General features: G+C 61.3%; 20 protein-coding genes. 11 read left to right on the top strand and 9 right to left on the bottom strand.

Going from position 1 to position 24,053, the window contains the following annotated elements:
* Positions 1-12: 12 nt before the first annotated feature.
* The 5 genes from etfA to FIV38_RS03615 all read right to left on the bottom strand — a co-directional run bounded on the left by etfA (position 13) and on the right by FIV38_RS03615 (position 6,985).
* The gene (gene etfA, locus FIV38_RS03635) at positions 13-1,233 is read right to left on the bottom strand and encodes an electron transfer flavoprotein subunit alpha (protein WP_092230997.1); all 1,221 of its coding nucleotides are present in this window, start codon (positions 1,231-1,233) and stop codon (positions 13-15) included.
* Positions 1,233-3,176 (bottom strand): dimethylglycine demethylation protein DgcB, encoded by a 1,944-nt coding sequence (dgcB, locus tag FIV38_RS03630; RefSeq protein ID WP_092231000.1) that lies wholly within the window; start codon positions 3,174-3,176, stop codon positions 1,233-1,235. Before dgcB ends, etfA begins: the two co-directional genes overlap by 1 nt.
* 155 nt (positions 3,177-3,331) lie before the next feature.
* Positions 3,332-5,392: a dimethylglycine demethylation protein DgcA gene (dgcA, locus tag FIV38_RS03625; protein WP_092231003.1), complete on the bottom strand. Its 2,061-nt coding sequence runs from the start codon at positions 5,390-5,392 to the stop codon at positions 3,332-3,334.
* A 15-nt stretch (positions 5,393-5,407) separates the two neighbouring features.
* On the bottom strand, positions 5,408-5,938 hold the full coding sequence (locus FIV38_RS03620; RefSeq protein WP_003194877.1) for a DUF5943 domain-containing protein: 531 nt from the start codon (positions 5,936-5,938) through the stop codon (positions 5,408-5,410).
* 69 nt (positions 5,939-6,007) lie between these two features.
* Positions 6,008-6,985, bottom strand: a complete 978-nt coding sequence (locus FIV38_RS03615; protein ID WP_029296997.1) for a dipeptidase — start codon at positions 6,983-6,985, stop codon at positions 6,008-6,010.
* A 220-nt stretch (positions 6,986-7,205) separates the two neighbouring features.
* On the opposite strand from FIV38_RS03615, the gene FIV38_RS03605 reads away from it, so the two are divergent.
* Both FIV38_RS03605 and FIV38_RS03600 read left to right on the top strand, forming a co-directional pair.
* A complete protein-coding gene (locus tag FIV38_RS03605) occupies positions 7,206-7,607 on the top strand; it encodes a lysozyme inhibitor LprI family protein (RefSeq protein WP_029296999.1) in 402 nt (133 codons plus the stop codon).
* A gap of 42 nt (positions 7,608-7,649) precedes the next feature.
* Complete coding sequence (locus tag FIV38_RS03600; protein WP_029297002.1) at positions 7,650-8,057, top strand: DUF3010 family protein; 408 nt, start codon at positions 7,650-7,652, stop codon at positions 8,055-8,057.
* 987 nt (positions 8,058-9,044) lie between these two features.
* Here the strand turns inward: FIV38_RS03600 and FIV38_RS03590 are convergent.
* On the bottom strand, positions 9,045-9,980 hold the full coding sequence (locus tag FIV38_RS03590; RefSeq protein ID WP_092231006.1) for a GlxA family transcriptional regulator: 936 nt from the start codon (positions 9,978-9,980) through the stop codon (positions 9,045-9,047).
* A gap of 193 nt (positions 9,981-10,173) precedes the next feature.
* On the opposite strand from FIV38_RS03590, the gene FIV38_RS03585 reads away from it, so the two are divergent.
* The 5 genes from FIV38_RS03585 to FIV38_RS03565 all read left to right on the top strand — a co-directional run bounded on the left by FIV38_RS03585 (position 10,174) and on the right by FIV38_RS03565 (position 14,402).
* On the top strand, positions 10,174-11,112 hold the full coding sequence (locus FIV38_RS03585; protein WP_092231009.1) for a choline ABC transporter substrate-binding protein: 939 nt from the start codon (positions 10,174-10,176) through the stop codon (positions 11,110-11,112).
* Between the two features lie 74 nt (positions 11,113-11,186).
* Complete coding sequence (gene cdhC / locus FIV38_RS03580) at positions 11,187-12,074, top strand: 3-dehydrocarnitine:acetyl-CoA trimethylamine transferase CdhC (RefSeq protein WP_092231012.1); 888 nt, start codon at positions 11,187-11,189, stop codon at positions 12,072-12,074.
* 146 nt (positions 12,075-12,220) lie between these two features.
* Positions 12,221-13,186 carry an L-carnitine dehydrogenase gene (locus FIV38_RS03575; RefSeq protein WP_092231014.1) on the top strand — a complete coding sequence of 322 codons (966 nt, stop codon included), beginning with the start codon at positions 12,221-12,223 and terminating at the stop codon, positions 13,184-13,186.
* Positions 13,187-13,309: 123 nt separating this feature from the next.
* Positions 13,310-13,783, top strand: coding sequence for a thioesterase family protein (locus FIV38_RS03570; RefSeq protein WP_070993946.1), 474 nt, complete (start codon positions 13,310-13,312; stop codon positions 13,781-13,783).
* Between the two features lie 355 nt (positions 13,784-14,138).
* Positions 14,139-14,402, top strand: coding sequence for a hypothetical protein (locus FIV38_RS03565; RefSeq protein ID WP_092231017.1), 264 nt, complete (start codon positions 14,139-14,141; stop codon positions 14,400-14,402).
* A 106-nt stretch (positions 14,403-14,508) separates the two neighbouring features.
* Here FIV38_RS03565 and gbdR read toward each other — a convergent pair whose 3' ends face one another.
* Together gbdR and FIV38_RS03550 are read right to left on the bottom strand one after the other, a co-directional pair.
* Positions 14,509-15,612: a choline metabolism transcriptional regulator GbdR gene (gene gbdR / locus FIV38_RS03555; RefSeq protein ID WP_029300670.1), complete on the bottom strand. Its 1,104-nt coding sequence runs from the start codon at positions 15,610-15,612 to the stop codon at positions 14,509-14,511.
* Positions 15,613-16,110: 498 nt separating this feature from the next.
* A complete protein-coding gene (locus FIV38_RS03550) occupies positions 16,111-17,487 on the bottom strand; it encodes an L-serine ammonia-lyase (protein WP_029300672.1) in 1,377 nt (458 codons plus the stop codon).
* Between the two features lie 427 nt (positions 17,488-17,914).
* Here FIV38_RS03550 and FIV38_RS03545 point away from each other — a divergent pair, with 427 nt between their 5' ends.
* The 3 genes from FIV38_RS03545 (at position 17,915) to choV (ending at position 20,950) form a co-directional block, all read left to right on the top strand.
* A complete protein-coding gene (locus FIV38_RS03545) occupies positions 17,915-18,862 on the top strand; it encodes a choline ABC transporter substrate-binding protein (protein WP_092231020.1) in 948 nt (315 codons plus the stop codon).
* Positions 18,863-18,929: 67 nt separating this feature from the next.
* A complete protein-coding gene (gene choW, locus FIV38_RS03540) occupies positions 18,930-19,775 on the top strand; it encodes a choline ABC transporter permease subunit (RefSeq protein ID WP_029300676.1) in 846 nt (281 codons plus the stop codon).
* Positions 19,772-20,950 carry a choline ABC transporter ATP-binding protein gene (choV, locus tag FIV38_RS03535; RefSeq protein WP_029300678.1) on the top strand — a complete coding sequence of 393 codons (1,179 nt, stop codon included), beginning with the start codon at positions 19,772-19,774 and terminating at the stop codon, positions 20,948-20,950. The genes choW and choV overlap by 4 nt, the downstream gene beginning before the upstream one ends.
* Positions 20,951-21,134: 184 nt before the next feature.
* On the opposite strand, the gene FIV38_RS03525 is transcribed toward choV, so the two are convergent.
* Positions 21,135-23,072, bottom strand: a complete 1,938-nt coding sequence (locus tag FIV38_RS03525; protein WP_224791161.1) for a BCCT family transporter — start codon at positions 23,070-23,072, stop codon at positions 21,135-21,137.
* Between the two features lie 378 nt (positions 23,073-23,450).
* On the opposite strand from FIV38_RS03525, the gene betI reads away from it, so the two are divergent.
* A complete protein-coding gene (gene betI / locus FIV38_RS03520; RefSeq protein ID WP_010207128.1) occupies positions 23,451-24,044 on the top strand; it encodes a transcriptional regulator BetI in 594 nt (197 codons plus the stop codon).
* Positions 24,045-24,053: the final 9 nt, after the last annotated feature.

Raw genomic sequence — 24,053 nt, 5'->3', positions numbered from 1 at the left:
CATATCCTTTGCTTAAGCCGCATCGCGCTTGGCGCCGTTGCGGTGGGCCTGGACCGCTGCGATCAAGGCCCGGAGAATTTCGCCGCTGTCACCGATCACCGACAGGTCGGCGCGCTTGATCATGTCGCAACCCGGATCGAGGTTGATCGCCACGACTTTGTCGCAGGCACCAATGCCTTGCAGGTGCTGGATCGCCCCGGAGATCCCCACGGCCACATACACCCGTGCGGTGACCCAGATACCACTGGCGCCAACCTGCCGGTCCCGTGCCATGAAGCCATCGTCCACAGCCACCCGCGACGCACCTTCGGTAGCCCCCAGCGCGGCAGCGGTCTGGTGGAACAGCTCCCAGTCCTTGACCCCATTGCCGCCCGAGAAAATAAACTCGGCCTCGGCCATGGGAATCGCGCCCGGGTCCACCGCCACCGCGCCCAGGTCCTCGATACGCGGCAAGCTGCGCGCCAGCGCTGTGGATAATTCCAGCGGCAACACTTCATGGCGCGTATCGCTGACGGGATCGGCACATTCCACCGCGGCCAGGATCAGCCTTGGCAGCGCTCGCGCCAAGTCCTCCCGGCCCGCACCGGCACGGCCGATACACTCGCTGCCCTTGATCTGCCAGACCCGGGTGGCCGGGCGTTCCTTGAGGCTCGCGGCAAAGCGCCGCCCCAGTTCGCCACCGCCACTGCGGCTGTCGGGCAGCAACCAGTGACGCGGGCTGAACTGGTTATCCACAGCCCGCAGGCCATGGACCCGTTGCTCCGGTGAATAACCGTCGAATTCGCGGCCGTCCAACACCAGCAGGCGGTCCACGCCGGCTGTGTCGAACGCGCTTTCCTTGTGCTCGCCAAACACCACCGCCAGCACCGCGCCGTCGCTGCCGGCGAGTTGCCGCGCCAGGCCCAGCAAGTCGCGGTCGTGGCTGCTCAGGCGGCCGCCGACCATATCCGGCACCACGTTGATGTAGAACGCCGGGGCTGGCACCTGGTGCAGCGGCAACTGCACTTGCACCGCTGCCGTGCGCTTGGTGGCGCCACCCTGCTGGGCGCCGCTGCGGTCGATACGCTTGATGCCGTTGGGGCCGATAAAACCCATGCCGTGCACATTCTTGCGGATGATGCCGTTAGGCCCCATCCAACTGTGCTGCTCCGGTTGCATTGCCGCATGCAGCGGGTGCAGGCGGTTGCGGGCGATCCATTCGGCCCGTGGGTCGCGGCGGATAATGTCGCTCATCAATGCACCTCCGCAGGTTCACGCAAATTCGGGGTCTTGGCCGGTGCAGGCTCTTCGAGCAGGGCATCTGCAACCAGTTCGGCAATGTCTTTGATCAGGGGGCGTGGCTCGACCACCCCTTCGAGCATCGCCGTGCACTGTGGACAACCGACGGCCACCAGTTCGGCGCCGGTCTCGCGGATGTCTTCCATGCGCATGTCGGGGATGCGCTGCTTGCCGGGAATATCGGTGATCGGCGCGCCGCCCCCGCCGCCACAGCAACGGGAACGGAAGCCCGAACGCTGCATCTCCTTGACCTCGATCCCCAGCGCCCGCAGCACTTGGCGCGGTGCCTCGTACTCGCCGTTGTAACGGCCCAGGTAGCACGGGTCGTGATAGGTCACGCTGTTGCCTTTGTGCTGGCCCAGGTTCAGCGCGCCGGCGTCGATCAGCTCGGCCATGTAGGTGCTGTGGTGCTGCACCCGGTAATGGCCGTCGAAGGCGCCATATTCGTTTTTCAGCACGTGGAAACTGTGAGGGTCACAGGTCACGATGCGCTGGAAACTGTACTTGGCCAGGGTCTGGATATTGCGTGCGGCCAGCAGCTGGAACGTCGCCTCATCCCCCAGGCGCCGGGCCACGTCGCCACTGTCGCGCTCTTCCAGGCCCAGCACGGCGAAATCGACCTTGGCTGCCTTCAGCACTTTGACGAAGGCGCGCAAGGTCCGCTGGTTACGCATGTCGAAGGCACCATCGCCAACCCAGAACAGTACGTCAGTTGTCTTCTTGTCGCCGAGCAGCGGCAGGTTCAAGTCCGCCGCCCAGTTCATCCGCCCGCCCGGGGCAAAACCGCCAGGGTTGTCGGTGGCGATCAGGTTCTCCAGGACTTCGGCGCCCTTGTTCGGCGTCGCGCCTTTTTCCAGGGTCAAATGGCGGCGCATATCGACGATGGCATCCACGTGCTCGATCATCATCGGGCACTCTTCGACACAGGCGCGGCAGGTGGTGCAGGACCACAAGGTCTCGGCGTCCACCAGGCCGTTGACGATCGGTTGGTGCGGGTTGCCGCTGTGCTCGCCAATGGCCTTGCCCGGATACGGGCTGCCGGCGAACTTGGCATCGGTGCCACCGGCCAGGCCGACCACCATGTCCTGGATCAGTTTTTTCGGGTTCAGCGGCTGGCCGGCGGCGAATGCAGGGCACGCGGCTTCGCACTTGCCGCACTGCACGCAGGCGTCGAAACCGAGCAGTTGGTTCCAGGTGAAGTCCTTGGGTTTTTCCACGCCCAGGGGCGCGCTTTTGTCACTCAGGTCCAACGGCTTCAAGCCGGTGGAACGGCCACCCCCAAAACGTTCGGCGCGGCGGTGCCAGGCCAGGTGCAGGGCACCGGCAAACGCATGCTTCATCGGCCCGCCCCAGGTCATGCCGAAGAACATCTCCGACACGCCCCACAGCACACCCACACCGAGCAGCGCGGCCAGCAGCCAGCCACCGAAGTCGGCGGGCAGGATCCCGGCCACCGGCAAGGTCACCAGGAAGAAACTGACCGAGAACGCCATCAGGCTTTTCGGCAGGCGCATCCACGGGCCTTTGGACAGGCGCGCGGGTGGGTTGCGCCGGCGCAGGTAGACGAAGGTGGCGCCGACAAACATCAGCACCGAGGCCAGCAGCAAGGCGTAGCCGAGGATGCGATTGTGCAGGCCGAAACCGTGCACCAGAATCGCCAGCAACGCCGACAACACAAAGCCCAGGGCCGTGGCCACGTGGGTATTGGCGATGTATTTGTCGCGGGCAACCACGTGGTGCAGGTCGACCATGTAGCGCTTGGGCATGGCCAGCAGGCCGCCCAGCAGGTCGACCTTGGCCGCACGGCCACGGCGCCACATGTTCACCCGGCGCAAAGCGCCGAGGACAGCGAGGCCCAGGGCTGCAAACAGGAGAATCGGAAGAAGGGTGTTCAACATGGTGAAGCTCCCACAGACCACACAGCTCTAATGTGGGAGCGGGCTTGCTCGCGAAGGCGGTGCATCAGCCACCGGATGTATCGACTGACACACCGCTTTCGCGAGCAAGCCCGCTCCCACATTTTTGACCGAGTCCACATTGGTTCGGTGTTGGGTCAGAAATCCTTGCACAAGCGCAGGGCGTCATAGATCGCGGCGTGGGTATTGCGCTGGGCCACACAGTCACCGATGCGGAACAGCAAGTACCCTTCCCCCGGTTCGCTCAGGCACGGTTGCGGCTTGATCGCGAACAACGCTTCGACGTCCATCTGCCCCTTGTTGCGCGCCCCTTGCTTGAGGGCGTAGTAGATTTCTTCATCCGGGCGCACGCCGTTCTCCACCACCACCTGGTCCACCACCCGCTCTTCCTTGGCGCCGGTGTATTCGTTCTCCAGCACGGCTATCAGCTTGTCGCCCTCGCGGTAGACCTTCTCCAGCATCATGTCGCCGGTCATGATCACTTCCTTGGGGTACATGCTGCGGTAGTAAGTCGGGAATGACGTACCGCCGATGGCCACGCCGGGCTTGATGTCGTCGGTGACGATCTCGACCTGGCAACCCTTGTCGGCCAGAAAGTCGGCCACTGACATGCCGGTGAATTCGCAGATGGTGTCGTACACCAGCACGTTCTTGCCCGGCGCCACCTTGCCGTCGAGCACATCCCAACTGCTGACCACCAGGCCTTCTGCCGCGCCCCAGTGTTCGTTCTGCTCGATGAACGGATGCCCGCCCACCGCCAGCACCACCACATCGGGACGCAGGTCGAGGATGGTTGCGGCATCCGCCGCCACGCCCAGGCGCAGGTCGACATTGAGCCGTGCCAGTTCCAGCTGGAACCAGCGAGTGATGCCCGCGATCTGGTCGCGCTGCGGCGCCTTGGAGGCGGTGGTGATCTGCCCACCGATAAAGTCTTTTTTCTCGAACAGGGTCACATCGTGGCCGCGTTCGGCAGCAACCCGAGCGGCCTCCATCCCGGCCGGGCCGGCACCGACCACTACCACTTTGCGCTTGGGTCCGGTGGATTTCTCGATGATGTGCGGCACCCCCATGTATTCCCGGGAGGTCGCGGCGTTCTGGATGCACAGTACATCCAGGCCCTGGTACTGGCGGTCGATGCAATAGTTGGCGCCGACGCACTGTTTGATCTGGTCGATCTGGCCCATCTTGATCTTGGCGATCAGGTGCGGGTCGGCCATGTGCGCACGGGTCATGCCGACCATGTCCACGTAGCCGCCTTCGAGGATGCGCGTGGCCTGGTTCGGGTCCTTGATGTTCTGCGCGTGCAGCACCGGGGACTTGACCACTTCCTTGATCCCGGCCGCCAGGTGCAGGAACGGCTCCGGCGGGTAACTCATGTTCGGGATCACGTTGGCCAGGGTGTTGTGGGTGTCGCACCCCGAGCCGACCACCCCGATAAAGTCGAGCATGCCGGTGTCGTCGTAGTACTTGGCGATCTGCTTCATGTCCTCGTGGGACAGGCCGTCCGGATGGAATTCATCCCCGCACAAACGGATGCCCACGCAAAAATCCGGGCCGACTTCCGCACGCACGGCCTTGAGCACTTCGAGGCCGAAACGCATACGATTTTCGAAGCTGCCGCCCCATTCATCGGTCCGTTTGTTGACCCGCGGGCTCCAGAACTGGTCGATCATGTGCTGGTGCACCGCCGACAGCTCCACGCCATCCAGGCCACCGGCCTTGGCCCGGCCTGCAGCGCTGGCGTAGTTGCCGATCACCCGCCAGATTTCTTCCGGCTCGATGGTCTTGCACGTCGCACGGTGCACCGGCTCGCGCACCCCCGACGGCGACATCAGGGTCGGCCAGTTGAAGCCATCCCAACGCGAGCGACGGCCCATGTGGGTAATCTGGATCATGATCTTGGCGCCATGCTTGTGCATCGCGTCAGCCAGGTTCTGGAAGTGCGGGATGATGCGGTCGGTGGACAGGTTCACCGAACTCCACCACTCCTGCGGGCTGTCGATCGCCACCACCGAGGAGCCGCCACAGATCGCCAGGCCAATGCCGCCCTTGGCTTTCTCTTCGTAATACTTCACATAACGCTCGGTGGTCATCCCGCCGTCGGTGGCATACACCTCGGCGTGGGCGGTACTGAGCACGCGGTTGCGGATGGTCAGTTTGCCGATCTGGATCGGCGCAAACATTGCTTCGAAAGCCATGGCACGGTCCTCGGCTTACAACGGCTTGACGGTGAACAGACCGTCGTCATGGCCCTCTTCGGAGCCTCCGTAGACTTGTTCGGCGACGGTGCGGATATTGCTGCCGCGCGCCTGCAGAATCTGGTCCATGGCGCCGGCAAACCAGCCGGTGAACATGTAGTCGACCTTGCGCCCGACCTTGCCGTACACGTAGACGAATGCCGAGTGTTCGAGCTTGACGCTGGCGGTGCCTTTATCCAGGTCGATGTCCTGGATCTTGAACAGGCCCCAACCGCGCTGCGACAGGCGCTTCATGTAGTGCTCGAACACCGCGACGCCTTCCAGGCCGTGGCATTCGGCTTCTTTTTCACACCAGTGCCAGGCGGATTTGTAGCCGGCCTTGTAGAGGATTTCGGCGTAGGCATCAGCGCCCAGCACCTCTTCGATGCCCATGTGATTGTTGACGAAGAAATGACGCGGTACGTACAGCATCGGCAAGGCGTCGGAGGTCCAGACACCGGTTTCGCTGTCGACTTCGATTGGCAATTGCGGGGCGATCTTGGCCATGGAAACTTAACTCCAGAAAATTCTTGGTAATGCCCCGGCACGAATGGCCGGGGGAGAAAAAACGGTGGCTTATTCGCCCCAGACGTCTTTCAACACGTTGACCCAGTTCTCGCCCATGATCTTGCGTACTACGCGCTCGCTGTGGCCGCGCTTGAGCAGGGTCTCGGTCAGGTTGGGGAACTCGCCCACGGTGCGGATGCCCAGCGGGTTGATGATCTTGCCGAAGCTGGTCAGGCGGCGGGCGTAGCCCTTGTCATGGGTCAGCATTTCGAAGAAATCCTGGCCATGGCCCTGGGTGAAGTCGGTACCGATGCCGATGGCGTCTTCGCCGACAATGTTCATGGTGTATTCGATGGCTTCGGCGTAGTCGTCGATGGTCGAATCGATGCCCTTGGCCAGGAATGGCGCAAACATGGTCACACCGACAAAACCACCGTGGTCGGCAATGAACTTGAGTTCTTCATCGGACTTGTTGCGCGGGTGCTCTTTCAGGCCGGACGGCAGGCAGTGGGAGTAGCACACTGGTTTTTTCGATTCGAGGATGACTTCTTCACTGGTCTTGGAGCCGACATGGGACAGGTCGCACATGACACCGACGCGGTTCATCTCAGCGACGATTTCGCGCCCGAAGCCCGACAGGCCGCCGTCGCGCTCATAGCAGCCGGTGCCCACCAGGTTCTGGGTGTTGTAGCACATCTGCACCACGCCGACGCCGAGCTGCTTGAAGATCTCGACGTAGCCGAGTTGGTCTTCAAACGCGTGGGCATTCTGGAAGCCGAAGATGATGCCGGTCTTGCCCTGCTCCTTGGCGCGGCGGATATCGGCGGTGGTTTTCACCGGGATCACCAGGTCGCTGTTCTCGCGGATCAGGGTCTGGCTGGCCACGATGTTATTGATCGTGGCCTGGAAGCCTTCCCACACCGACACCGTGCAGTTGGCGGCCGTCAGGCCACCCTTGCGCATGTCCTCGAACAGGTCGCGGTTCCACTTGGCAATGATCAGCCCGTCGATAACGATGCTGTCGGCGTGCAGTTCGGCTGGGCTCATCAGGCGTCCCCTTATTGGCGATTCATGCGCCGAATCGTCTGCCGGCGCTTTGGGGCCAGCATATGCCCAGGGACTGAGCGAGCCGGGTGCAAAAACGACAGGGGAATTGCCGAAAGCGTCAATCCACGACAAAGGGTGCACGGACGTGTCTGTCGTGCATCTGTTCTTTGGCCTACGCTTGAGCCAGAATTCGACCCATCCACCGATATGAGAAGGCGCAATGAAACCGATTTTCCTGGCTTTGGCACTCCTCGCCACTGGCGTCCACGCGGCCGAAGACACCGACAGCACCCCGTGTGATGGCATCGAAAACGACAAACAGACCCTGGAATGCGCCTCCTACAACAAAACCACCGCCGAGCAGTTGTTGAAAGACAACTATCAAGGCCTGCTGGAACGCATGGGTTCTACCTACGGCAGCGACAAGACCAAACTGGCGGACATTACCGCTCGTCTGAAGGATGCCCAGCAGAAGTGGGAAAAACTGCGGGATGCCGATTGCGCGGTGGACACCTTCCCGGCAGTGACCGGCACCAAGGCCTACGCCATTGCGCAGAATGACTGCCTGGCGCGGATGAGTGATGAGCGGTCGGAGTTTTTGGAGTCGATTGGCCAGGAATAAGCGACAATCGCGCGCATCCTTTCCTCTGAACCAAGGCTACCCATGACTCTGTGCGGCATCGAAATCAAAGGCAGCGAAGCCATCATCGCCGTTGCCGCCCCGGACCTGACCCACGTCACCATGGCCACCAAGAAAATCGCCCTTGAGGACGATGACGAGGCTGCCAACGTCAAAGCCTTCGCCAGCCAAGTGGCCGCGTTTGTGCGCGATAACGGCATCACCCGCATCGCGATCAAGAAGCGCAGCAAGAAAGGCGAATTCGCCGGCGGCCCGACCACGTTCAAGATCGAAGGCGTGTTGCAACTGCTGGACGGCGTTGAAGTGACCCTGCTGTCGCCGCAGACCATCAATGCGCAGTACAAGAAGCACAGCTTCGAGCTGCCGGCGACGCTGAACAAATATCAGCATGAAGCCTTTAAAACCGCGTGCTCGGCGTTGGTAAAAAAATAAGCCACCCCATACGTCCAATGTGGGAGCTGGCTTGCCTGCGAAAGCCATGAGTATCTACACGACCCGCTCTTCTGGGTATGTGTACATATCCGTTGCCGCGGTCGCGGCGGGTATGGGTTCCGCCCTTACGGCGGCTCACTTTTGAACAGCGCAAAAGTAAGCAAAACGCTCTTGCCCCACCACTCGGCACCTCGCCTAGGCTCGGTGTGCCCGTCATCCGACATTGATTTTGGGAGTCGCCGCGATGGGCCATCCATGGCCCAGCGCGGCTAAACCGGCGTCCTGCCGGTTTACTCCCAAAATCAATATCGGATGACGGCCAGCGTGGTTCAACGGGGCGCTAAGATCAAAATCACAAGCAAAGCGAGGCGGCCTGACAGCCGACCTGATCGTCGAATCGTGCGCGTACCCCTGTGGGAGCGGGCTTGCTCGCGAATGCGGTGTATCAGTCAATATATCCATCACTGACCCACCGCATTCGCGAGCAAGTCGAATCGTCGCACCGCCGCTCCCACAGGGGAATGCAGCTTCGCGCTCTGGCGTTGCTGTTGATCTGGCTTTTGATCTTAGGCGCCCCGTTAAACCACGATGGCCGCAGGCAGGTATTGCGCAGTGGGCACCCCGGCAGGATGCCGGGGTAGCCGCGACACGGCCATGGATGGCCGATCGCGGCGGGCCCACGGAGCAATGCCTGACTGCGGGCATGCCGAGCCTAGGCGAGGCACCGAGTGGTGGGGCAAGAGCGTTTTGCTTACTTTTGCGCTGTTCAAAAGTGAGCCGCCGTAAGGGCGGACCCCATGGCCGCCGTTACCGCAGCAATGGATATGCCCCCTACATCAGCCCAAAACCCAGAGCCCAGAGCCCAGAAGTATCAGAGAGTTGTGTAGATACTCATGCTGCGATAGCGGTGTATCAGTTGGCAGATAAGTTGCTGACCCACAGCGATCGCAGGCAAGCCAGCTCCCACATTTTGTGTCGGCGTATGCCCTACCGCCGCCGATCCTCCCGCGGGCACTTGGCAAACCGTGCCCGGTAGCTTCGGGTGAAGTACGACGGTGACTCAAACCCGCAGGCAATGCTCACTTCCAGCACGCTCATGCCGCTCTGGCGCAGCAGTTTTCGGGCTTTTTCCAGGCGCAGGCCGAGGTAGAAGGTGCTCGGTGTTTCGTTCAAGTGCAGGCGAAACAGGCGCTCCAGTTGGCGCCGTGTGACCTTGATCATCTGCGCCAGCGCCAGGGTGCTCAGGGGCGGTTCGGTGTGCTGTTCCATCTCGCCGATCACCTGCACCAGCTTCTGGTTGTTGATCCCGTAGCGAGTGGCGATCTGCATGCGCTGGTGGTCTTTGCGCGGGCGGATGCGGCCCAGCACAAACTGTTCGGAGACCTGGATCGCCAGTTCCGGGCCGTGGGCCTGGCTGATCAGGTCAAGCATCAAGTCGATGGAGGCGGTGCCACCGGCGCAGGTGATGCGCCGACGGTCGATTTCGAACAGTTCCTGGGTCACGGCCAGCGCGGGATAGGATTCCTTGAAGGCATCGATGGCTTCCCAGTGCAGGGTCAGACGGTAGCCATCGAGCAGGCCGGCCTGGGCCAGGACGAAGCTGCCGGTGTCGATGGCGCCCAAGGGCACACCGTCATGATCGAGGCGGCGCAGCCAGTGCTCCAGGGCTGGCGTGACGAACTCCAGCGGTTCGAAGCCGGCGACCACCAGCAAAGTCGCGCCCTTTTTCAGTGGCGCCAGCCCCTCGTCCGCGTTGACGGACATGCCATTGCTCGCCAGCACCGCGCCGCCATCCGCACTCAATACGTGCCAGCGATACAGCTCGCCGCGAAAACGGTTGGCCACGCGCAGCGGTTCAATGGCAGAGATAAAGCCGATGGCGGAAAACCCCGGCATCAGCAGAAAGTAGAAATCCTGGGACATGGTGCGCACTCGTGGGACGGGTAGCGTGGTCACTGTGATACGTCAGTTCCAACGCCCATTCAAGGGCACAGGTCGCCACAGTGCAAGATCGGGTCGCCGCCGTGCGTTTTACCGGGCATCAAGGTGGGTAACTTGGCGACACGGTGCACAAAGACGCCGGAACCCACAATAACGACCTGCCGAGGGATCCATCATGAACCGACTGATCAGCCGCTGCGTGCTCGCGCTCAGCGCCGTCCTGAGCACCAGCCTGTGGGCCGCCGATGCCGCCTCCTGTAAAAACGTGCGCATGGGTGTAGTGAACTGGACCGATGTGATCGCCACCAGCGCCATGACCCAGGTGCTGCTCGACGGCCTCGGCTACACCACCAAGCAAACCAGTGCTTCCCAGCAAATCATCTTCTCCGGCATTCGCGACCAGCGCCTGGACCTGTTCCTCGGCTACTGGAACCCGTTGATGACCCAGACCATCACCCCGTTCGTCGACGCCGGCCAAGTGAAAGTCCTCGACACGCCCAGCCTCAAGGACGCCCGCGCCACCCTCGCAGTGCCGAGCTACATGGCCGACAAGGGCCTGAAAACCTTCGCCGACATCGCCAAGTTCCACAAAGAACTGGGCGGCAAGATCTACGGCATCGAGCCGGGCTCGGGGGCCAACACCCAGATCAAGGCGATGATCGCCAAGAACCAGTTCGGCCTGGGCAAGTTCCAACTGGTGGAGTCCAGCGAGGCCGGCATGCTCGCCGCCGTGGACCGCGCCGTGCGCCGCAAGGAGGCGGTGGTGTTCTTCGGCTGGGCGCCGCACCCGATGAACGTCAATGTGCAGATGACCTATCTGTCGGGCAGCGAGGACGCCCTGGGCCCCAACGAAGGCATGGCCACGGTCTGGACCGTCACCACGCCGACCTACGCCGAGCAGTGCCCGAATGTGCATAAGTTGCTGACCAACCTGACCTTCACCGCCGCCGACGAGAGCCGGATGATGCAGCCGCTGCTGGAGCACAAGGATGCCTTGGAATCCGCCAAACAGTGGCTCAAGGATCACCCCCAGGACCAGCAGCGCTGGCTGGAAGGCGTGACGACCTTCGATGGCAAGCCGGCGGCCGCCAACCTGCAATTGACCAGCAAGTAACTTCTCCTGAATCCCCGTTTCGCGGCCATCAACGGCCGCGAACAGCACCCTCACGCCTGCAAGGAACCCGCCCCATGAACCACGACGTCATCATCACCTGCGCACTCACCGGTGCTGGCGACACGACCGCCAGAAGCCCACACGTGCCGGTCACGCCCAAGCAAATCGCCGCTGCGGCGGTGGAGGCTGCCAAAGCCGGCGCCACCGTGGTGCACTGCCATGTGCGCGACCCGCAGACCGGCAAGTTCAGCCGCGACGTGGCGCTGTACCGCGAAGTGATGGAGCGCATCCGCGAGGCGGATATCGACATCATCGTCAACCTCACCGCCGGCATGGGCGGCGACCTGGAAATCGGTGGCGGCGAGAACCCCATGGAGTTCGGCCCCAACACCGACCTGGTCGGCCCGTTGACCCGCCTGGCCCACGTCGAAGAACTGCTGCCGGAAATCTGCACCCTGGACTGCGGCACCCTGAACTTCGGCGATGGCGACACCATTTACGTCTCCACCCCGGCCCAACTGCGGGCGGGCGCCAAGCGCATCCAGGAACTGGGGGTGAAGGCCGAGCTGGAGATTTTCGATACCGGCCACCTGTGGTTCGCCAAGCAGATGATCAAGGAAGGCCTGCTCGATAACCCGTTGTTCCAGCTGTGCCTGGGCATCCCCTGGGGCGCCCCGGCCGACACCACCACCATGAAAGCCATGGTCGACAACCTGCCGGCTGATGCGGTGTGGGCCGGCTTCGGGATTGGGCGCATGCAGATGCCGATGGCGGCGCAAGCCGTGCTGCTGGGCGGCAATGTGCGGGTCGGGCTGGAAGACAACCTGTGGTTGGACAAGGGCGTACTGGCGACCAATGGGCAACTGGTGGAGCGCGCTGGGGAAATCCTCAGCCGCCTGGGCGCACGAGTGCTGACCCCGGCTGAAGGCCGCATAAAAATGGGCCTGACCAAACGCAGCTGATCCCCCTGCCGCAACCCGCTCAAAAATGTAGGAGCTGGCTTGCCTGCGATAGCGGTGCATCAGTTGATACATATGGCACTGACCCACCGCTATCGCAGGCAAGCCAGCTCCCACAATGAACCTCTTTAGCACTGGAAATTACCCAAATGAGCTTTATCACCGAGATCAAAACCTTCGCCGCCCTGGGCAGCGGTGTCATCGGCAGCGGCTGGATATCTCGCGCCCTAGCCCACGGCCTGGATGTGGTGGCCTGGGACCCGGCGCCAGGCGCCGAAGCGGCCCTGCGCAAACGTGTCGCCAATGCCTGGGGCGCCCTGGAAAAACAGGGCCTGGCACCGGGCGCCAGCCAGGACCGCCTGCGGTTTGTGGCGACCATCGAGGAGTGCGTGCAAGACGCCGACTTCATCCAGGAAAGCGCCCCGGAACGCCTGGAACTGAAACTGGAGTTGCACAGTAAGATCAGTGCCGCGGCCAAGCCCGATGCGCTGATCGGCTCCAGCACCTCGGGCCTGCTGCCCAGTGAGTTCTATGAGAGCGCCACCCACCCGCAGCGCTGCGTGGTCGGTCACCCATTCAACCCGGTGTACCTGCTGCCGCTGGTAGAAGTGGTGGGCGGTAAACACACCGCCCCCGAAGCGATCCAGGCGGCCATAAAAGTCTACGAGTCCCTCGGCATGCGCCCCTTGCATGTGCGCAAGGAAGTCCCGGGATTTATCGCCGACCGCTTGCTCGAAGCGCTGTGGCGCGAGGCGCTGCACCTGGTCAACGACGGTGTGGCGACCACCGGCGAGATCGACGATGCGATCCGCTTTGGCGCCGGTTTGCGCTGGTCGTTCATGGGCACGTTCCTGACCTACACCCTGGCCGGCGGCGATGCCGGCATGCGGCATTTCATGGCGCAATTCGGCCCGGCACTGCAACTGCCGTGGACGTACCTGCCGGCACCGGAACTGACGGACAAACTGATTGATGATGTGGTCGATGGCACCCGCGAGCAGTTGGGCAGCCATAGCATTTCAGCGCTGGAGCGCTATCGTGATGATTGTTTGCTGGCGGTACTGGAAGCGGTGAAGACCACCAAGGCCAAACACGGCATGAGCTTCACTGAATAACCCTGTGGGAGCGGGCTTGCTCGCGAAAGCGATGCATCAGCACCGAATGCACCAACTGACACACCGCTTTCGCGAGCAAGCCCGCTCCCACATTTTGACTGCGTACACCTTGGGATTCATGACATGCCAACGTTGACCACCTACACCACCAAAATCATCCCCGACTGGGTCGATTACAACGGCCATCTGCGCGATGCGTTCTACCTGCTGATTTTCAGCTACGCCACCGATGCGTTGATGGACACCCTGGGCCTGGACAGCGACAACCGCGAAGCCAGCGGCCATTCGCTGTTCACCCTGGAACTGCACCTCAATTACCTGCACGAAGTGAAGCTGGGCGCCGATGTTGAAGTGCACACCCAACTGATCGCCCATGACAGCAAGCGCCTGCATCTCTATCACAGCCTGCATCGGGTCGGCGAAGCACGGGAACTGGCGGGCAATGAACAGATGCTGCTGCATGTCGACCTGGCCGGGCCACGCTCGGCACCGTTCAGCGAGGCGGTTGCGCAGCGGTTGGCGATGCTCAGCGCCGAGCAAGCAGACCTGCCCCGGCCTGCCCTGCTCGGACGCGTCATCGGCCTGCCCCAACGCTAACCGTGTAGGAGCGAGCTTGCTCGCGAAGAACGTCAACGATAACGCGCGCTGCCTGGTTAGACGCGGCGTCCTTGAGTTTTTCGCGAGCAAGCTCGCGCCTACAAAAAAGCAGGCATAAAAAAGCCCCGATCAAGCCGTGACAAGATCGAGGCAGAGTGCTTTGTGTGAGCGTGCGTCCCGAGGGTGACCAAACCGTCAAACCGCTTGCTTGAACCTAAGTGTGCCCGCAACGCTGCCCGGTAACTGGCCCGAAAACGACCTGCTCATAGTCGTTCCAGCCATTGCGTCATTCAGCCCTTGCCGACCCGCTGGCAGCCCACCAGAATCAAAGGCTCCCCTAACCAGGATGAACATCATGATGCACGCGGATTTGATTGATCAGGATGACCTGTTGAGCCAACTGCGCTCCCTGGGTTTCGAGGTGCCCAACGGCGCCACCGCCGAGCAGGCCTGTGAATGCGCGGTACGCGGCTTGAGTGAAGCGCGGGCCAAGGCGCTCAAGGGCATGGTTGAGCAGATGTACACCGGCAGCGCGACGATTCTGCCGGCGGTGCGCCAGGCGATTGATAAGCAGTTGTTCCCGGCCCTGGTGCAGTTCAAGCAGAACTCCGGGGCCTGATACACCGCATTCGCGAGCAAGCCCGCTCCCACATTTGACTGCATTTCAAAGGTGGAACTCGGTCAAATGTGGGAGCGGGCTTGCTCGCGAATACAGACGCCTCGGTCTACAGCCTTACACTGGCAAACGTCGACTCATTGCGCGCCTGGCTCAACGCCGACATCGGCCCGGCCAACGGTGACAACACCAACGCCTGCGGGATCGGCATCATCGCCACTTGCTGGGTGGTGTTGGAACCTACGCGTTCATCCCGTGGCGGAATGCCGAAGTATTCGCGGTAGCACTTGGAGAAGTGCGGCGTGGACACAAACCCGCACACCGAGGCCACTTCGATGATCGACATCGGCGTTTGCTTGAGCAACTGCCGCGCACGAATCAGGCGCAGCTTGAGGTAGTAGCGCGACGGCGAGCAGTGCAGGTATTTCTGGAACAGCCGCTCCAGTTGACGCCGCGAGACGGCGACGTACACGGCCAGTTCATCGAGGTCGATCGGCTCCTCCAGGTTGGCTTCCATCAGCGCGACAATTTCCTGCAGCTTCGGCTGGTTGGTGCCGAGCATGTGCTTGAGCGGCACGCGCTGGTGATCCTGTTCGTTGCGGATGCGCTCGTACACGAACATCTCGGAAATCGCCGCCGACAGCTCACGACCGTGGTCGCGGCTGATCAGGTGCAGCATCATGTCCAGCGGCGCGGTGCCGCCCGAACTGGTGAAGCGATTGCGGTCGAGGGTAAACAAGCGCGTGCTCATCGACACCCGTGGGAAGGCTTCCTGCATCGATGCCAGGCATTCCCAGTGCACGCTGCAATCAAACCCGTCGAGCAGGCCGGCGCAGGCCAGGGCCCAGCTACCGGTGCACACCGCGCCGAGGCGACGGGACTGGCGCGCCTGGCTTTGCAGCCACGACACATGTTCGCGGGTCACGGTGCGCTGGATACCCACGCCACCGCAAACAATCACGGTGTCCAGGGCTGGGGCTTTGTGCATGGAGCAATCGGGGGTGATTTGCAGGCCATCGCTGGCCCATACCTGGTTGCCGTCGACGCTCAAGGTGGTCCAGCGATACAGCTCGCGGCCAGACAATTGGTTGGCCATGCGCAGCGGTTCGACTGCGGACGCCAGGGAAATCAGCGTGAAATTGTCCAGCAGCAAAAAGCCGATGGATTGAGGCGCACGGTTCTGGGGTTGGGCCCCGGAGTTGAACGACGTCATCGCGGTATCTCCTCACACAAAGCAGGTGATGGCCTCAGGCGAGGCTCTTGTTATTGCACTCTTCATCCATCAGGAGAGAGGCTTTGGATTGATAGAGCAAATGCCATGCCTAAAGTTGAATAGGTATTCAATAACTCCTGAAAACGACCTGTTGAGGTGTCTATATAAGCCCACGCCCGGCGTGAGGATATGACTCGGAAAAAGCCTACGCTCAAGGTCTGTGAGCAGATCGGTAGCACTTGTGGGAAGGCGCTTTCAGGGCGTAGGAAAAGTGTGTCACCACACGCACAGGTGACGGGTGGTAGGGAGGGAGATCGTTCGCAAGCTACTTATCTATTTGCGACGCGCTAAAAGGTGGCGATTTTGGTTGGAGTGTTCACTTTATGAGCAGTGTTGTTTGAACTACCGCCATCGCGGGCAAGCCCACTCCCACATTTGAATGTATTCACAAATTACTTTTGTGGGAGCTGGCTTGCCTGCGATGCAGGCGACTCGGTCTCAGCATTCGACGGCACTCACCGCCAACCCACCCCGCGATGTTTCCTTGTACTTGTCATGCATGTCCGCGCCGGTATCGCGCATGGTGCGGATCACTCGGTCCAGGGAGATAAAGTGCTGGCCGTCGCCACGCAAGGCCATCTGCGCCGCGTTGATCGCCTTGACCGCCGCTATCGCGTTGCGCTCGATGCACGGCACTTGCACCAGGCCGCCCACCGGGTCGCAGGTCAGGCCCAGGTTGTGTTCCAGGCCGATTTCGGCGGCGTTGCACACCTGCTCCGGGGTTGCGCCAAGAATCTCGGCAAGCCCCGCCGCGGCCATGGCGCAGGCCGAGCCGACTTCACCCTGGCAACCCACTTCGGCACCGGAGATCGAAGCGTTCTTTTTACACAGGATGCCGATGGCCGCCGCACCGAGGAAGTAGTCCACCACGTTGGCCTCGGTGACTTGCTCACTGAACTTCATGAAGTAATGCAGCACCGCCGGAATGATCCCCGCCGCGCCATTGGTCGGTGCGGTGACCATGCGCCCACCGGCGGCATTTTCTTCGTTGACGGCCAGGGCGAACAGGTTGACCCATTCCATGGCGCTCAAGGTCGAGCCGATCACATTCGGCTTGCCCAATTCCTGCAGGCTGCGGTGCAACTTGGCTGCGCGGCGGCGCACATTCAGGCCGCCGGGCAGGATGCCTTCGTGCTTGAGGCCCTGCTCGACGCAGTCCTGCATGGCGCGCCAGAGCTTCATCAGGCCACTGCGGATTTCTTCCTCCGAGCGCCAGACCTTTTCGTTGGCCAGCATCAATTGCGCAACGCGCAGGTTGTGGGTGTTACACAACTGCAACAGCTCCACCGCGCTGGAAAAATCATAGGGCAACTCGGTGCGGTCCATATCGGCCACGCCGCTGCGCGCCTGGGCTTCATCCACCACAAAACCGCCCCCCACCGAATAGTAGGTATCGCGATGCAATTCGGTCTGGGCGCCGTAGACCACCAGGGTCATGGCATTGGGATGGAACGGCAGGTTTTCGTCGATCAGGCGCATGTCCCGCGCCCATACAAAGGGCACCGGCACGCGGTTGTCCAGCAGCAGCGTCTGCGTCTGGCGCAGGGTCTCGATGCGCAGGCCGATCTGCGACGGATCAATCGCGTCCGGCCATTCGCCCATCAGCCCCATGATCACCGCGTTGTCGCTGCCATGGCCGATGCCGGTGGCCGACAGCGAGCCATACAGCTGAACTTCGACGCGCTGCACCTGTTCCAAAAGAGCACGTTCACGCAGGTTTTGCACAAACAACGCCGCGGCACGCATGGGGCCGACGGTGTGGGAACTGGACGGCCCGATGCCAATCTTGAACAGGTCGAAAACGCTGATAGCCATTGCGCGAAACTCCTCGATAGCACAGTCCAGGCGCAATAACGCCTGGTGGCGGAGCTGCTACGCTCAAGTCGCCCAGATGGCCGCATCATCAAGCTTTCGCTGCGCCGTCCGGCGTCTCACACCGACATACCCATGCTCACCAGCGTCGTCCCCGCGCAATGGGGCGTAATCGCCGTTTTTGGCGGTACAGATCGAGAAAAAGTGCAGTTTTGCCTGTGGAAAAACCTGTAAGCGACGTCACCGACACTGGATACGACCATCCCTGTACTGGATACGACGCACCCTGTAGGCGTCAGATTTTCACTGGTACATGATCAGTCTCGACTCGTTTGCAAGGCACCGAGGCGGCACCTAGCTCGCACGCCCCAACTGCAACACTTATAAGCGCGGTCAAGCACCGCCGGAAAAACACCAGGAGTCCAAACCCATGAAAGGTTCCCCCCCGTTGTTGTTGGCAGCCATGCTGAGTCTTCCCCTTGCGGCCCAGGCTGCTGATCCCGAGCAGTGCAGTACCGTCAACTTCTCCGATGTCGGCTGGACCGATATCACCGTCACTACCGCCACCACCAGCGAGATCCTCAAGGGCCTGGGCTACAAGCCCCGCACCACGATGATTTCCGTACCCGTGACCTACAAGTCCCTGGCCGACGGCAAGAACATGGATATCTTCCTCGGCAACTGGATGCCGACCATGGAGAACGACATCAAGCAGTACCGTGATGCCGGCACCGTGGAAACCGTGCGCGCCAACCTGGAAAACGCCAAGTACACCCTGGCAGTGCCACAAGCGCTGTACGACAAGGGCCTGAAAGACTTCGCCGATATCACTAAATTCAAGGACGAACTGGATGGCAAGATCTACGGCATCGAGCCTGGCAATGACGGCAACCGCACCATTCAGACACTGATCGACAAAGACGCCTTTGGCTTGAAATCGGCCGGTTTCAAGATCGTCGAATCCAGCGAAGCTGGGATGCTCTCCCAGGTCGAGCGCGCCAGCAAACGCGACAAGGCCATCGTGTTCCTCGGCTGGGAACCGCATCCGATGAACACGCGCTTCAAGATGAAATACCTGACCGGGGGTGACGATTCGTTCGGCCCCAACTACGGCCAGGCCACCATCTACACCAACACCCGCAAGGGCTACTCCGAGGAATGCAGCAACGTGGGCCAGTTGCTGAAAAACCTGGTGTTCACCCTGGACATGGAAAGCACCCTGATGGGTAACGTCCTCGACGACAAAATCAAACCCGATGCCGCCGCCAAGGCCTGGCTGAAGAAAAACCCACAAGTACTCGACACCTGGCTCGCCGGGGTCACCACCCTTGATGGCAAACCAGGACTTGCCGCCGTAAAAGCCTATCTCGACAAGTAATCGCTGACCCTGGGCCGGCGTGCCGGCCCAGGATGTTTTCCCTATTCGCATGTGGACATTCACTACCATGCTGACTGAACAGAAAATCCCCCTAGGCCAGTACATCGCTGCCTTCGTCGAATGGTTGACGCAGAACGGCGCCGATTATTTCGACGCGATCGCATCGACACTGGAAACGATGATCCACGGCGTGACGTTCGCGCTGACCTGGTTCAATCCGCTGGCATTGATCGGTCTGATTGCGCTGCTTGCACACTACATTCAACGTAAATGGGGGCTGACTGTTTTTGTCATCGTCTCCTTCCTGTTGATCCTCAACCTGGGGTACTGGCAGGAAACCATGGAGACCCTGGCCCAGGTGCTCTTCGCCACCCTGGTTTGCGTGTTGATCGGCGTGCCGCTGGGCATCGTTGCCGCGCACAAACCGATGTTCTACACGATGATGCGCCCGGTGCTCGACCTGATGCAGACCGTGCCGACCTTCGTCTACCTGATCCCGACCCTGACCCTTTTCGGGCTGGGAGTGGTGCCCGGGCTGATCTCCACGGTGGTGTTCGCGATCGCCGCGCCAATCCGCCTGACCTACCTGGGCATCCGCGATGTACCGCAAGAACTGATGGACGCCGGCAAGGCCTTTGGCTGCTCGCGCCGCCAACTGCTCTCGCGCATCGAACTGCCCCACGCCATGCCGAGCATTGCTGCCGGTATTACCCAATGCATCATGCTGTCGTTGTCGATGGTGGTGATCGCGGCCCTGGTGGGCGCCGACGGCCTCGGCAAACCCGTGGTCAACGCGCTGAACACCGCCGACATTTCCCTGGGCTTTGAAGCGGGCCTGGCGATTGTGCTGCTGGCCATCATGCTCGACCGTATCTGCAAACAACCCGATGCCAAAGTAGGGGGTGATGCATGAGCATTATCCGATTCGACAATGTCGATGTGATCTTCTCCAAAGACCCACGCGAAGCCCTCAAGCTGTTGGACGAGGGGATGCACCGCAACGAAATCCTGAAAAAGACCGGGCAGATTGTCGGCGTGGAAAAAGCCAGCCTGGATATCGAGAAAGGCGAGATCTGCGTGTTGATGGGCCTGTCCGGTTCCGGCAAGTCGAGCCTGTTGCGCTGTATCAACGGCCTTAACACCGTGAGCCGTGGCCAGTTGTTTGTGGAGCATGAAGGTCGCCAGATCGACATCGCTTCGTGCACTCCGGCAGAGCTGAAAATGATGCGCACCAAGCGCATCGCTATGGTGTTCCAGAAGTTCGCCCTGATGCCTTGGCTGACTGTGCGCGAAAACATCAGCTTTGGCCTGGAGATGCAGGGTCGCCCCGAGAAGGAGCGGCGCAAGCTGGTGGACGAAAAGCTCGAACTGGTCGGCCTGACCCAATGGCGCAACAAGAAACCCGACGAACTCTCAGGCGGTATGCAGCAGCGCGTCGGCCTGGCCCGCGCCCTGGCGATGGACGCCGATATCCTGCTGATGGACGAACCGTTCTCGGCCCTCGACCCGCTGATCCGCCAGGGCCTGCAGGACGAATTGCTGGAGCTGCAACGCAAGCTGAGCAAGACCATCGTGTTCGTCAGCCACGACCTCGACGAGGCACTCAAGCTGGGCAGCCGTATCGCGATCATGAAAGACGGCAAGATCATCCAGTACAGCGTGCCGGAAGAGATCGTGCTGAACCCGGCGGATGACTATGTGCGCACGTTCGTCGCCCATACCAACCCGCTCAACGTTTTGTGCGGCCGCAGCCTGATGCGCACCCTGGACAACTGCAAGCGGGTCAACGGTTCGGTATGCCTGGATCCGGGCGGCGACTCGTGGCTGGACCTGGCCGAAGGCAACACCATCCAGGGCGCGCGGCAAAATGGCGTAGCGATGAACCTGCAGAACTGGGCGCCGGGCCAAGCCGTGGAAGGCCTGGGGCGGTTGCCGACGTTGGTGGATTCGAATATCGGCATGCGTGACGCGTTGCAGATTCGCTACCAGACCGGCAACAAGCTGGTGCTGCACGACAACAACAAGGTGGTGGGGATTCTGGGGGACAGCGAGCTGTACCACGCCCTGCTGGGCAAGAACCTGGGCTGAAGACCCAACTGAAGGAACTGGATCAATGTAGGAGCGAGCTTGCTCGCGAAAAACTCACAGGCACCGGGTTCCTCCAGGAAACACGCGTTATCGTTGACGTTTTTCGCGAGCAAGCTCGCTCCTACATTTGATCGCATTGCCAAGTTTGAACAGGCGGTGTCAGTGACGACACCGCCGGCTTTTATCAGCTATAGACACGGCCAAGGAGCTGCCGATGGCTTTCAAACTGATCGAGCACATCCCGGGTGATCTGTTCCTGGGTGAAGCCCATCAGGTCGTATTCCTGACCGCCGTTGTGCAGGTAGACCTCGGCGCGGTAGTAGCGCGCACGCTCCTCGTGCGCTTCGATCGACTCACTCGGCGCCGCCAGGTAGCCATCCAGGCTCACCTCGTAGACAAACGGGTTGCCTTCCATCTCGATCCGCACGCCAATGCAGCGCTTGGATTTACCCAACAGTGTCTGCACATCCAGCCCCTGGGCGCGCAACGCCACGGCCGCTTCTTCCAGCGCCGGGGTGACTTTCTTGTCCATGAAGCGCTGCACCACAGCCTGGCTCGGTTGCAGGTCCTGGGCAGTCAGGCGCTCGCTGAAACCACGACGGCCGCGTTCGGCCAATTGCGCCTGCTCCTGTTCGATGGCCACGTCCTGGCGCATGGCCTTGTGCAAACCGAACATAAAGAAGATCAGCACCACCGAGAACGGCAAGCCCGCCAGCACCACCATGGTCTGCATGGCTTCGAAGTTACCGGCAAACAGCAAACCGATGGTCACCAGGGTGATCACCGCCGACCAGAAGATCCGCAGCCAGTGCGGCGCATCCTCATCCACGTTGCCGCCTTTGCACGACAGGTTGGCCATCATCACCGCGCCGGAATCCGCCGGCGTCAGGAACAGCACAAAGCCGACAAAGATCGACACGCCGATCACCACTTTCGACGCCGGGTAGTATTCCAGCAACTGGTAGATCGCCATGGAGGGTTGCTCCAGCGCGGTCTTGCCCAGCTCCACGGCCCCATGGTTGAGCACCAGGTCCAGGGCCGAGTTGCCGAAGATCGACAGCCACGCCAGGGTAAAGCCCAGCGGAATCAGCAGTACGCCCGCCACCAGTTCACGCACGGTACGGCCACGGGAAATACGCGCGATGAACATGCCCACGAATGGCGCCCAGGAAATCCACCAGGCCCAGTAGAACAGGGTCCACAGGCCCATCCAGCGCTCGGATTTCTCGCCATCGCCTTCGTACACGTACAGGTCGAAGGTCTTGAGCACCAGGCCGTTCATGTAGTCGCCGATGTTCTGCACAAAGCCGTTGAGCAGGTGCAGGGTCGGGCCAAACAGCAGCACAAAAATCAGCAGGCCGCTGAACAACACAATGTTGAGGTTGGACAGACGGCGAATGCCGTTCTCCACGCCCGACACGGCAGCGATGGTCGCCACGGTGCTCATCACGATGATCACGATCAGCAGGTTGGTGTTGCTGTGCTCCATGCCGAACAGGTTTTCCAACCCGGACGACACTTGCATCGAACCAATCCCCAGGTTCGTCACCAGGCCCAGCAGGGTCACGAACATGCCGAAGCCGTCCACCGCGTGACCGGCCGCGCCTTTGACCCAGCGCTCGCCCATCAATGGGTACAGCGCCGAACGCAGCGCCAGCGGCTGGTTATGCCGGTAGGCAAAGTACGCCACGGCCAGGCCGACCAGCGCGTAGATCGCCCAGCCATGCAGGCCCCAGTGCAGGAAGGTCAACTGCAACGCCTGGCGCGCGGCCATATGGGTGGCGGCGGCGCCTTCAGGCGGGTTGAAGTAGTGGTCCAACGGCTCGGACGCGCCGAAGTACAGCAACGAAATGCCGATGCCCGAAGAGAACAACATGCCGGCCCAGGCGCCGTAGCTGAAGTCTGGAGTGTCGGCCTTGCTGCCCAGCTTCAATTTGCCGTAGGAGGAAAACGCCAGGCCCACCACGAATACCAGGTAGGCGGCGATGACCACCATGTAGTACCAGCCAAAGCTTTTCGAGAGCCAGGTCTGGGCGACTCCCAGCATTCTGCCGGCCTCTTGCGGGGCGATGATCAGAACGGCGGTCAACAACAGGATCAACGCGGTGGAGGTGTAGAACACCCAACCGTTGACCCGCACCTTTTCCGGTGGGGTCTTTATAAGAGAGGCAGAACTCATGGCACAGAGGCTCCGGGCAGTGCGAGAGAGGACACAAGGCAGCGCTTGACCCGCGCCATCGATTTTTCGGCAGTCGACGGACGGGTGTTATAAAGACATCCCGAAAAACCCCGAACCCCAGCGAAGCGCTGTGACGGGCTGTTTCAGGGGTTTTTACGGATGTCAGATGTGCCTGCCGACACGTAGGAAATACCTGTAGGCAGCGACCATTTGTCGCAGATCTTATTCTTTGTTGATTGAACGTTCAATCAAAACAAAATAGACTGGCCCTCAAGCCGACGAACGTTTACGCCCGTCGGCAGGCCTAAGGAGAGGTGCTACATGCCCAAGGTCGGTATGCAACCCATACGCCGCCAGCAGTTGATCGAAGCCACATTGACGGCCATCGATCAGGTTGGGATGGGAGATGCCAGCATTGCGCTGATCGCCCGTCTGGCCGGAGTTTCGAACGGCATCATCAGTCACTACTTTCAGGACAAGAATGGCCTGATCGCCGCAACGATGCGGTACCTGATGAATGTGCTGATCGAGAACGTCCACGAACGCAGGCTTGCGCTGAAGGACGACAGCCCACGGGCGCACCTTCGGGTGATCATCGAGGGCAACTTCGACGCCAGCCAGGTCAACGGACCGGCAATGAAAACCTGGCTGGCCTTCTGGGCCACCAGCATGCACCACCCGTCTTTGCACAGGTTGCAGCGGATCAACGATCAACGTCTGTATTCCAACCTGTGCTGCCAGTTCCGCCGAGTGCTACCGCTGCCGCACGCACGCAAAGCAGCCCGAGGCCTGGCGGCCCTGATCGACGGCTTGTGGTTGCGCGGCGCCCTGTCGGGAGACGCTTTCGACACGGAGCAGGCGCAACGGATCGCTTACGAATACATGGACTTCCAATTGGCCAAGCAGGTGAGTTAGAGCACACAT

Origin of the sequence: Pseudomonas proteolytica (assembly GCF_007858275.1) — a bacterium.
Taxonomy (GTDB): domain Bacteria; phylum Pseudomonadota; class Gammaproteobacteria; order Pseudomonadales; family Pseudomonadaceae; genus Aquipseudomonas; species Aquipseudomonas proteolytica.
This window is presented reverse-complemented; position numbering and strand designations above follow the sequence as displayed.

Excerpts from the sequence above, each read along its gene's own strand:
- etfA (WP_092230997.1), bottom strand. The coding sequence starts at position 1,233 with ATGAGCGACATTATCCGCCGCGACCCACGGGCCGAATGGATCGCCCGC.
- dgcB (WP_092231000.1), bottom strand. The coding sequence starts at position 3,176 with ATGTTGAACACCCTTCTTCCGATTCTCCTGTTTGCAGCCCTGGGCCTC.
- dgcA (WP_092231003.1), bottom strand. The coding sequence starts at position 5,392 with ATGGCTTTCGAAGCAATGTTTGCGCCGATCCAGATCGGCAAACTGACC.
- FIV38_RS03620 (WP_003194877.1), bottom strand. The coding sequence starts at position 5,938 with ATGGCCAAGATCGCCCCGCAATTGCCAATCGAAGTCGACAGCGAAACC.
- FIV38_RS03615 (WP_029296997.1), bottom strand. The coding sequence starts at position 6,985 with ATGAGCCCAGCCGAACTGCACGCCGACAGCATCGTTATCGACGGGCTG.
- FIV38_RS03605 (WP_029296999.1), top strand. The coding sequence starts at position 7,206 with ATGAAACCGATTTTCCTGGCTTTGGCACTCCTCGCCACTGGCGTCCAC.
- FIV38_RS03600 (WP_029297002.1), top strand. The coding sequence starts at position 7,650 with ATGACTCTGTGCGGCATCGAAATCAAAGGCAGCGAAGCCATCATCGCC.
- FIV38_RS03590 (WP_092231006.1), bottom strand. The coding sequence starts at position 9,980 with ATGTCCCAGGATTTCTACTTTCTGCTGATGCCGGGGTTTTCCGCCATC.
- FIV38_RS03585 (WP_092231009.1), top strand. The coding sequence starts at position 10,174 with ATGAACCGACTGATCAGCCGCTGCGTGCTCGCGCTCAGCGCCGTCCTG.
- cdhC (WP_092231012.1), top strand. The coding sequence starts at position 11,187 with ATGAACCACGACGTCATCATCACCTGCGCACTCACCGGTGCTGGCGAC.
- FIV38_RS03575 (WP_092231014.1), top strand. The coding sequence starts at position 12,221 with ATGAGCTTTATCACCGAGATCAAAACCTTCGCCGCCCTGGGCAGCGGT.
- FIV38_RS03570 (WP_070993946.1), top strand. The coding sequence starts at position 13,310 with ATGCCAACGTTGACCACCTACACCACCAAAATCATCCCCGACTGGGTC.
- FIV38_RS03565 (WP_092231017.1), top strand. The coding sequence starts at position 14,139 with ATGATGCACGCGGATTTGATTGATCAGGATGACCTGTTGAGCCAACTG.
- gbdR (WP_029300670.1), bottom strand. The coding sequence starts at position 15,612 with ATGACGTCGTTCAACTCCGGGGCCCAACCCCAGAACCGTGCGCCTCAA.
- FIV38_RS03550 (WP_029300672.1), bottom strand. The coding sequence starts at position 17,487 with ATGGCTATCAGCGTTTTCGACCTGTTCAAGATTGGCATCGGGCCGTCC.
- FIV38_RS03545 (WP_092231020.1), top strand. The coding sequence starts at position 17,915 with ATGAAAGGTTCCCCCCCGTTGTTGTTGGCAGCCATGCTGAGTCTTCCC.
- choW (WP_029300676.1), top strand. The coding sequence starts at position 18,930 with ATGCTGACTGAACAGAAAATCCCCCTAGGCCAGTACATCGCTGCCTTC.
- choV (WP_029300678.1), top strand. The coding sequence starts at position 19,772 with ATGAGCATTATCCGATTCGACAATGTCGATGTGATCTTCTCCAAAGAC.
- betI (WP_010207128.1), top strand. The coding sequence starts at position 23,451 with ATGCCCAAGGTCGGTATGCAACCCATACGCCGCCAGCAGTTGATCGAA.